General features: G+C 50.5%; 9 protein-coding genes. 4 read left to right on the plus strand and 5 right to left on the minus strand.

The window, feature by feature from the left end; genetic code table 11:
* Positions 1–784 precede the first annotated feature (784 nt).
* The 3 genes from ACTHUM_RS10210 to ACTHUM_RS10220 form a co-directional block, all read right to left on the minus strand.
* Positions 785–1669 carry a lipid A biosynthesis lauroyl acyltransferase gene (locus ACTHUM_RS10210; protein ID WP_224783391.1) on the minus strand — a complete coding sequence of 295 codons (885 nt, stop codon included), beginning with the start codon at positions 1667–1669 and terminating at the stop codon, positions 785–787.
* A gap of 77 nt (positions 1670–1746) precedes the next feature.
* Positions 1747–2292 carry a crossover junction endodeoxyribonuclease RuvC gene (gene ruvC / locus ACTHUM_RS10215; RefSeq protein WP_003684216.1) on the minus strand — a complete coding sequence of 182 codons (546 nt, stop codon included), beginning with the start codon at positions 2290–2292 and terminating at the stop codon, positions 1747–1749.
* 9 nt (positions 2293–2301) lie between these two features.
* Positions 2302–3132 (minus strand): carbon-nitrogen hydrolase family protein, encoded by an 831-nt coding sequence (locus ACTHUM_RS10220; RefSeq protein ID WP_004520969.1) that lies wholly within the window; start codon positions 3130–3132, stop codon positions 2302–2304.
* 94 nt (positions 3133–3226) lie between these two features.
* On the opposite strand from ACTHUM_RS10220, the gene ACTHUM_RS10225 reads away from it, so the two are divergent.
* The 4 genes from ACTHUM_RS10225 to ACTHUM_RS10240 all read left to right on the plus strand — a co-directional run bounded on the left by ACTHUM_RS10225 (position 3227) and on the right by ACTHUM_RS10240 (position 5688).
* Complete coding sequence (locus tag ACTHUM_RS10225) at positions 3227–3526, plus strand: porin (RefSeq protein ID WP_004520970.1); 300 nt, start codon at positions 3227–3229, stop codon at positions 3524–3526.
* 301 nt (positions 3527–3827) lie between these two features.
* Positions 3828–4022, plus strand: a complete 195-nt coding sequence (locus ACTHUM_RS10230) for a CsbD family protein (RefSeq protein WP_004520971.1) — start codon at positions 3828–3830, stop codon at positions 4020–4022.
* A gap of 71 nt (positions 4023–4093) precedes the next feature.
* The gene (locus ACTHUM_RS10235; RefSeq protein WP_039862543.1) at positions 4094–4252 is read left to right on the plus strand and encodes a DUF1328 domain-containing protein; all 159 of its coding nucleotides are present in this window, start codon (positions 4094–4096) and stop codon (positions 4250–4252) included.
* A 143-nt stretch (positions 4253–4395) separates the two neighbouring features.
* Positions 4396–5688, plus strand: coding sequence for a valine--pyruvate transaminase (locus ACTHUM_RS10240; RefSeq protein WP_070695154.1), 1293 nt, complete (start codon positions 4396–4398; stop codon positions 5686–5688).
* 68 nt (positions 5689–5756) lie between these two features.
* On the opposite strand, the gene ACTHUM_RS10245 is transcribed toward ACTHUM_RS10240, so the two are convergent.
* Together ACTHUM_RS10245 and ACTHUM_RS10250 are read right to left on the minus strand one after the other, a co-directional pair.
* A complete protein-coding gene (locus ACTHUM_RS10245; RefSeq protein ID WP_049328943.1) occupies positions 5757–6515 on the minus strand; it encodes an iron ABC transporter ATP-binding protein in 759 nt (252 codons plus the stop codon).
* Between the two features lie 83 nt (positions 6516–6598).
* Entirely contained in the window at positions 6599–7225 is a 627-nt protein-coding gene (locus ACTHUM_RS10250) for an FmdE family protein (RefSeq protein ID WP_070695155.1), read from the minus strand.
* Positions 7226–7280 lie beyond the last annotated feature (55 nt).

Below are 7280 nucleotides of genomic sequence, written 5' to 3' on the forward strand. Positions count from 1 at the left end.
AGTATCGGAGTCATGGCGTGATCGGGTTGGATAAGGGATGATGTCATTGTGGCATGACGGCGCAGATAAAAAAAGAGGCAATCCCCCACAGGATTGCCCCAATACCTCAAATCAGAGATTTACGCTTCACAAACAATACAGGCTTTCACCTGCGGCTTTACAGATGCAGCTCAACTCTGCATCGGTAAACTTTCATTTCGGGCATTGCACCGAAATCCTCTAAAATACCGCAATTTCTTGCAATATCAGAAAATTGCTTACAAAAGTATCTAAAACCAGCGAGGCCGTCTGAACGTTTTGTAATTTGATGTAGTGAAATTTACGCGAATTTTTACAGTTTGCCAAGTATTTTTTTCTGAAGGCTAGTTTCGGTATAAATTTCAGGTATTGTCATATTTTTGCAATTATATTTCATAATTGTTTTAAATTTAGATATTTATTTTGTTTTTTTAAATTTTAATTTAATTTTATTTCATATTTTGAATGATTAAAATGTATTTTTTCAGATGGACTGTTTTTTAATATATTGTTTTTAAAAGAAATTAAATTTAATATGTAAATGAAAAAAGTGTATTGGCCTGATGTTTTTCATTTGAGAAAAAATATAGGGTTGTTTGAAAGTTTCAATCACGATGAAAAAAGTTGTTTTTAAAGCATTTAAAGCAGAATATTATTTGATTGTTTAAAACCAAACATGAGTTTCGGTTTGATTCAATTAAAATGAAAAAGCGGCGAAAGAAGGATTTCGTCGCTTTTTGCATATTCAAATTGTAATTCAATGTAGTCAATAAAAGCTGCTTTCGCCTTCGGGACGGGTTTTGAAGCGTTTATGCAGCCAGAAATATTGTTCGGGATGCTCGCGTACCCGCTCTTCGATGAAGTCATTCATGCGCTGGGTATCGGCTTCGACATCTTCGGTCGGGAAATTGTCCCAAGCCGGATAGAAGCGCAGGGTTACGGTATTGTCGGCTTCGCGCGTGGGAATGGCGGGAATGATTTTGGCTTTGGTCATGCCGGCGATACGGCTGAGGCCGGTAATCGTGGCCGTCTGAATGCCGAAGAAATTGACGAAAATGGAATCGTTGCGGCCGAAGTCTTGGTCGGGCAGATAAAGAAAGGGCGCATCGCTTTTGCGCAGGTGTTTGATGATGGCGCGCAGGCCTTCTGTGCGGCCGATCAGGAAAACATTGTTGTAGCGGTGGCGGCCTTTCAGGATCTGCTCGTCCAGGGCTTTGTTTTTTTGGTGCGAATACATGCTGGTCAGCGGCACATCCTGATTGAGCGTGTAAACCGCCATTTCAAATGCGGTAAAGTGCGGATAGAGGATGATGACTTTTTCGCCGGCGGCGAGGGCTTCGTCAAGATGGTGTTTGTCTTGATAGCGTACCAACGAGCGCAGCTTATCCGCAGGCGCGTACCAGTAGAGGCCGTATTCGAGCATCAGCTTCGCCATGTGTTGGAAATGGCGTTTGAGCAGGGCAGTGCGCTGGCTGTCGTTTAGCTCGGGAAAGCATTTTTTGAGGTTTACCTCGCCGACTTTGCGGCGTGGTTTGACTGCGTAATAGGCGAGAATACCGATCGCGTCGGCAATCTTGTGCAACACGCAAAAAGGCAGCAGGCGGATGAGATAGAGAAAAAGGAAGGCGGCTTTCATGAAGGCTCGCTGTATGTGGGCAAAGGGCTATTATAACCGAAAGGCCGTCTGAAAACGGGCTGGAACATATTTCAGACGGCCTGAATGTCGGCCTACCATTGAAAACGGCCGCGCTTGACCTGCAAGCCGTCGGGGTTGAGTTGCGAAGCCAATCCGTGATTGCGCAGGGCGTGGGTGAGGGCGACGGCGAGTCCGTCGGCGGCATCGGCTTGCGGTGTACCTGAAAGTGCAAGCATTTGGACCACCATATGCTGCACCTGCTCTTTGGCGGCCTTACCCTTGCCAACCACCGCCTGCTTGACCTGAAGCGCGGTGTATTCAAACACGGGCAAATCGTGCATGACCAAAGCGGCAATCGCGGCACCGCGCGCCTGACCGAGCATTAACGTCGCGGCTGGGTTGACGTTGACGAACACTTGTTCGATGGCTGCCTGATGCGGCTGATAGTGGCGGATGATTTCATCGATATGGCGGACAATCACGGCGATGCGTTCGGAAAGCGACGCGCCGGTCGGCGTTTTGATACAGCCGGAAGCAACATAATGATGTTCGCGGCCGTGGACATCAATAACGCCGAAGCCGGTTACGCGACTGCCGGGGTCGATGCCGAGAATGCGTGTAGGTTGGAACTGGGACATAGTGCGTGTTTAAAGTAATCGGTGTTTCAGGGCAGGCAGGCGCGTGCGCACGCTTTGCAGTCGCGCGGTATCCAAATCGGCACAAATTACGCCTTCGCCTTCCGACAACGTCGCCAACACATCGCCCCAAGGGTCGATAATCATACTGTGGCCGAATGTGCGGCGGCCGCTTTCATGCAGTCCACCTTGTGCCGACGCGATGACGTAGCATTGGTTTTCCACTGCGCGGGCGCGCAGCAGCAATTCCCAATGCGCCTTGCCGGTCGTGTAGGTAAACGCGGCCGGCAACAGCAAAACATCAAACGGCTGCTGGGCGCGGAAAAACTCAGGAAAGCGCAAATCGTAGCAGACGCCGGCCGCCAGCGGAACATCGTCCACGCTCAATTTCGGCACATCGCTGCCTGCCAGTATCGTATCGGCTTCGGCGTAGCGTTCGCCCAAACCGGAAAAGCCGAAAAGGTGCATTTTGTGGTAAAGCCCGACTCGGTTGCCGTCGCGGTCATACACCAGCATCGTGTTCATCACCTTGCCCGCGTCTGGGCTTTGCAGCGGAACCGTACCGCCAAACAACACCACGCCGCATTCCCTTGCCGTTTCGCTTAAGGCCGTCTGAAAACGGGTGTCGCAGGTTTCGCCGACGCGTCCATCGTCCAAAGGCTCGGCAAATGCCAGCTTGTCCGTATCGTTTTTGCCCATCAGCGGCCAATATTCGGGCAGCAACACCCAATCCGCCCCTTGTTCGGCCGCCTCGCGGACAAGGCGTTTCATCGTGGCAATATTGGTTTCGGGGTTGGTGGACGACACCATTTGCACCGCGGCAGCGCGTAAAGAGTGCATCATCAAAACTCCTGTCAGATTTTGCAAGAATTGTAACTTGTTTACGCACAAGGCCGATACAATCGCCTCACAATTCCTCTCCAAAAAAGGATAAACCATGAACTTGAAACTTCTCCTCACTGCCGCACTTTCCACCGCCGCACTGGCCGCACATGCCGACGTACAGCTTTACGGCAGCATCAAAAGCGGCATCGAAACCTCGCAAACCCGTTTTGGCGGCCAAACATACAGCCGAACTGCCGTTGCCGACCAAGGCAGCCACATCGGTTTACGCGGCTCGCATCCGATTGGCGGCGGAACGAATTTTATTTGGGAAGTCGAACAAGACACACCGGTCGGCAAAAGCGGCTCCATCCGCCAAGACTGGCGCGAACGCCGAGATAATTTTGGCCGTTAAAGGAAAGATTGGATAGTAAAGGCCGTCTGAAAGATTTTCAGACGGCCTGTTTTTTATAGTGAGGTCGATTGATTTAAAGAATACACGTAAAAGGCGGTAATCAATAATATCTTAATATTTTCAAAATTTAACAATTTTATATAACTTATTGATTATTTATAAAATTAATAAAATATTGGGTAGCTGATTAAAAAATCAGCATTGGCATTGCTTGCAAATTAAAAAATTATCAAGTAAGGTTAAATGCAAGCGGTTTTATCAGTGAATTAAATATTAATCAATAAGATAGGATTATATAACTATGAATGAAGATATTATCAAAGGAAAATGGGAGCAACTTAAAGGTAAAGCCAAAGAAAAATGGGGCGAGCTGACAAACGACGATTTGGACATCATCGAAGGCAAGCGCGATCAGTTGGCTGGTAAAATCCAAGAGCGTTACGGTCGCACTAAAGATGAAGCTGAAAAAGAAATTGATGATTGGTTGAACAGCTAAGACCGTTGAATTTCATAATAAACGGTCGTATCCCCCTCGACCGTTTTATATTAAACCGAAAGGAAAAAATCATGCTTCATTATTCGATCGTTTTCTTTATAATCGCTATTATTGCAGCTGTATTAGGTTTCGGTGGTATTGCAGGTAGTGCGGCAGGCATAGCCAAAATTTTATTTGCCGGTTTCTTGATCTTGTCGGTGATATCACTGATTTTTGGCAGGAAGAAATAATACCTGTAAACCAATAAGGTTGTATCAAGCCACCATTCCGTCAAATAGGCCGTCTGAACAATCAGGATAACTGGTTTTCAGACGGCCTTTGTTCTTATAATAGCGGTTTATTGTTTCCACACACACCTAGCAACGGAGTTTCCATGCAGTTTTCAGCATTCGGTGAAAAATTCACACAACACAGTGGCATTTTGCAATTGATGGACGATTTGGGCGATGCGCTCAAAAGTGACAAGCCCGTCAACATGCTTGGCGGCGGCAATCCGGCGAAGATTGCTGAAGTCAATGCGGTGTTCGCCGATGTGTTTTCTAAACTGGCGGCGGAACACGCTGTTGAGAATATCGGCAATTATTCCAATCCGCAGGGCGATGCGGCGCTGATTGCGGCTTTGACTGAGTTTCTCAACCGCGAATACGGCTGGAACCTGACGGCGGACAATATCGCGCTGACCAATGGTTCGCAAAACGCGTTTTTCTATTTGTTCAACCTGTTTGGCGGTAAATTCAATCTTTCAGACGGCCAAACGGCTGAAAAAGCCATTTTGTTGCCGCTGGCGCCTGAATATATCGGTTATGCCGACGTGCATGTCGAGGGGCAGCATTTTATTTCGGTAAAACCGAAAATCGAAAATGTCGAACACGAAGGCGAAGCGGGATTTTTCAAATACCGCGTGGACTTTGACGCGCTGGAGAGCCTGTCTGAATTGAAAGAGGGCAAAATCGGTGCGATTTGCTGTTCGCGCCCGACCAACCCGACCGGCAATGTGTTGACCGACGGCGAGATGGCGCGTTTGGACGCGTTGGCGCAGGAACACGGGATTCCGCTGATTATCGACAACGCTTACGGAATGCCGTTTCCGAATATTATTTACAGCGATGTGACGCTCAACTGGCACGAAAACATCATCCTCTGCTTCAGCCTTTCTAAAATCGGCCTGCCCGGCGTGCGTACCGGCATTATTGTCGCCGCGCCGGAAGTGGTCAAAGCCGTCAGCAGTTTGAATGCGATTGTGAATTTGTCGCCAACCCGTTTTGGCGCGGCGATTGCGGCTCCGCTGTTAAACGACGGCCGTCTGAAACAGCTGTCCGACCAAGTGATTCAGCCGTTTTACCGTCGGCAGGCGCAAACTGCCGTCTCGCTGCTCAAACGCGAATTGGGTGCGTATCCGTTGAAAATCCACAAGCCTGAAGGTGCGATTTTCTTGTGGCTTTGGTTTGAAAACCTGCCTGTTTCGTCGCAAACCTTGTACGAAATGCTCAAGGCCGAAGGCACGCTGATTATTCCGGGAGAGCATTTCTTTGTCAGCATCGATAGGCAAGACTATCCGCACGCCCACGAGTGCATCCGCATGAGCATTGCGCAGGACGCGGAAACGCTGGAAAAAGGCATTGCCGCAATCGGTCGCGTGGTGCGCGGTTTGTACGATAAAAAATAAACGCTTTGAATAGACAAAGGCCGTCTGAAACCTGAACAATCGGGTTTCAGACGGCCTTTTTGTCGGATTTAGATATGGTGGATAACCAGTTTTTTGCCTTCGTAATCGAGGACGTTGACGTCCATATCGAATAGGGTTTTGATGTTTTCGGCGGTGAAAATATCGTTGGGCTTGCCCTGCATGGCGACTTGGCCGTTTTTCATGGCGACGACGTAATCGGCATAGGCGGCGGCCTGGTTGATGTCGTGCAGGACGACGACGGTGGTGCGCTTGTGTTCGTCGGTCAGTCGGCGCAGGATTTGCATGAGGGAACGGGCATGATACATGTCGAGGTTGTTCAGCGGTTCGTCCAGCAAAACGTAGTCGGTGCGCTGGCAGAACACCATGGCAATCATGGCGCGTTGGCGTTGGCCGCCGGAAAGCTCGGTCAGGTAGCGGTCGGCAAAGTCTTGCAGGTGGAACTCTGCAAGTGCTTCTTCGACGATGGTTTTATCTGTTTCAGACGGCCTGCCTTGGTGGTAGGGATAGCGGCCGAACATGAGCAGGTCGCGCACGGTAATGCGGCTCATGATGCTGTTTTCTTGGGTGAGGATAGAGAGCGTACGGGCAAGTTCGGCGGTGGGGGTAGTTTTGATGTCTTTGCCTGCGTAGCTGATGTCGCCATGTACCAAGGGCTGCAGGCGCGCCATAAAGGAGAGGAGGGTGGATTTGCCTGCGCCGTTCGGGCCGATTAGCGCGGTAATGCCGCCTTCGGGAATGTCGAGGCTGACGTCGTTGAGGATGGGGTTGCTGCCGATGGTGTGGCTGACGTTGCGGATGGTAATCATAGGCGGGTCCGAAAATGGGAAGTTGGGGTTTCAGACGGCCTTTCAGCATGAGGCCGTCTGAATTTTATTCCTGTATGGTGTTTTTAGATTTCGCTGACGGTGACAAATTCGGGATTGTCGGCTTGGTCAATCAGGAAGGCGCGGACGCGTTCTTGCCAAAGCTCGCCGAATTGTTTGAGTTCATCGGCACTTGCGCTGCCGCTGACGGCTTTGGGCATAATGTCGCGCATTTGCGGGGCAAAGAGTTGGAGAGCGGCGTTGAGGCTGACGGCAACGGTTTTGCCGGTATCGCGGCGGCGGAGCGCGAGTGTGCCGTTGATTTCGCCTGCACCAAAGGACAAGAGGTGGCGGCGGGCAAAGCGTCCGGCAGGGCCTACGCCGCCAAAGCCGGTTTCGGGTGCAGCGCCGGTAAGGAGTTGGACGACGGAAGCGGTAACGCCGGTCGTGCCCTCGTCACGCTCGCCCTGCATAAAGGCTTCAATGTCGCCGCGTTGCGGCAGCTCTGTGCCGTAAAGGGCTTTCAGGCCTTTAATGACCATCAGGTAGGCGCCGGCGACGGTCGGGCAGGAATGGCCGCACAAGCGCACGGCATCGGCGTAGTGGTAAGTGAGGATGCCGTTTTCGGCCGCGCCGAGGAAGTCGGCCAATGCGTCTTGGACGGTAATGGTCGGGGCGTCATCGAAGAATGAAGGGAGGCGTTCTTGTGTCATGAGGGTTGTCCTTTATGGGTTTGCTTAGGCCGTCTGAAGGTTTCAGACGGCCTGA

The sequence above is a fragment of the Neisseria sp. P0021.S006 genome, from assembly GCF_051956895.1.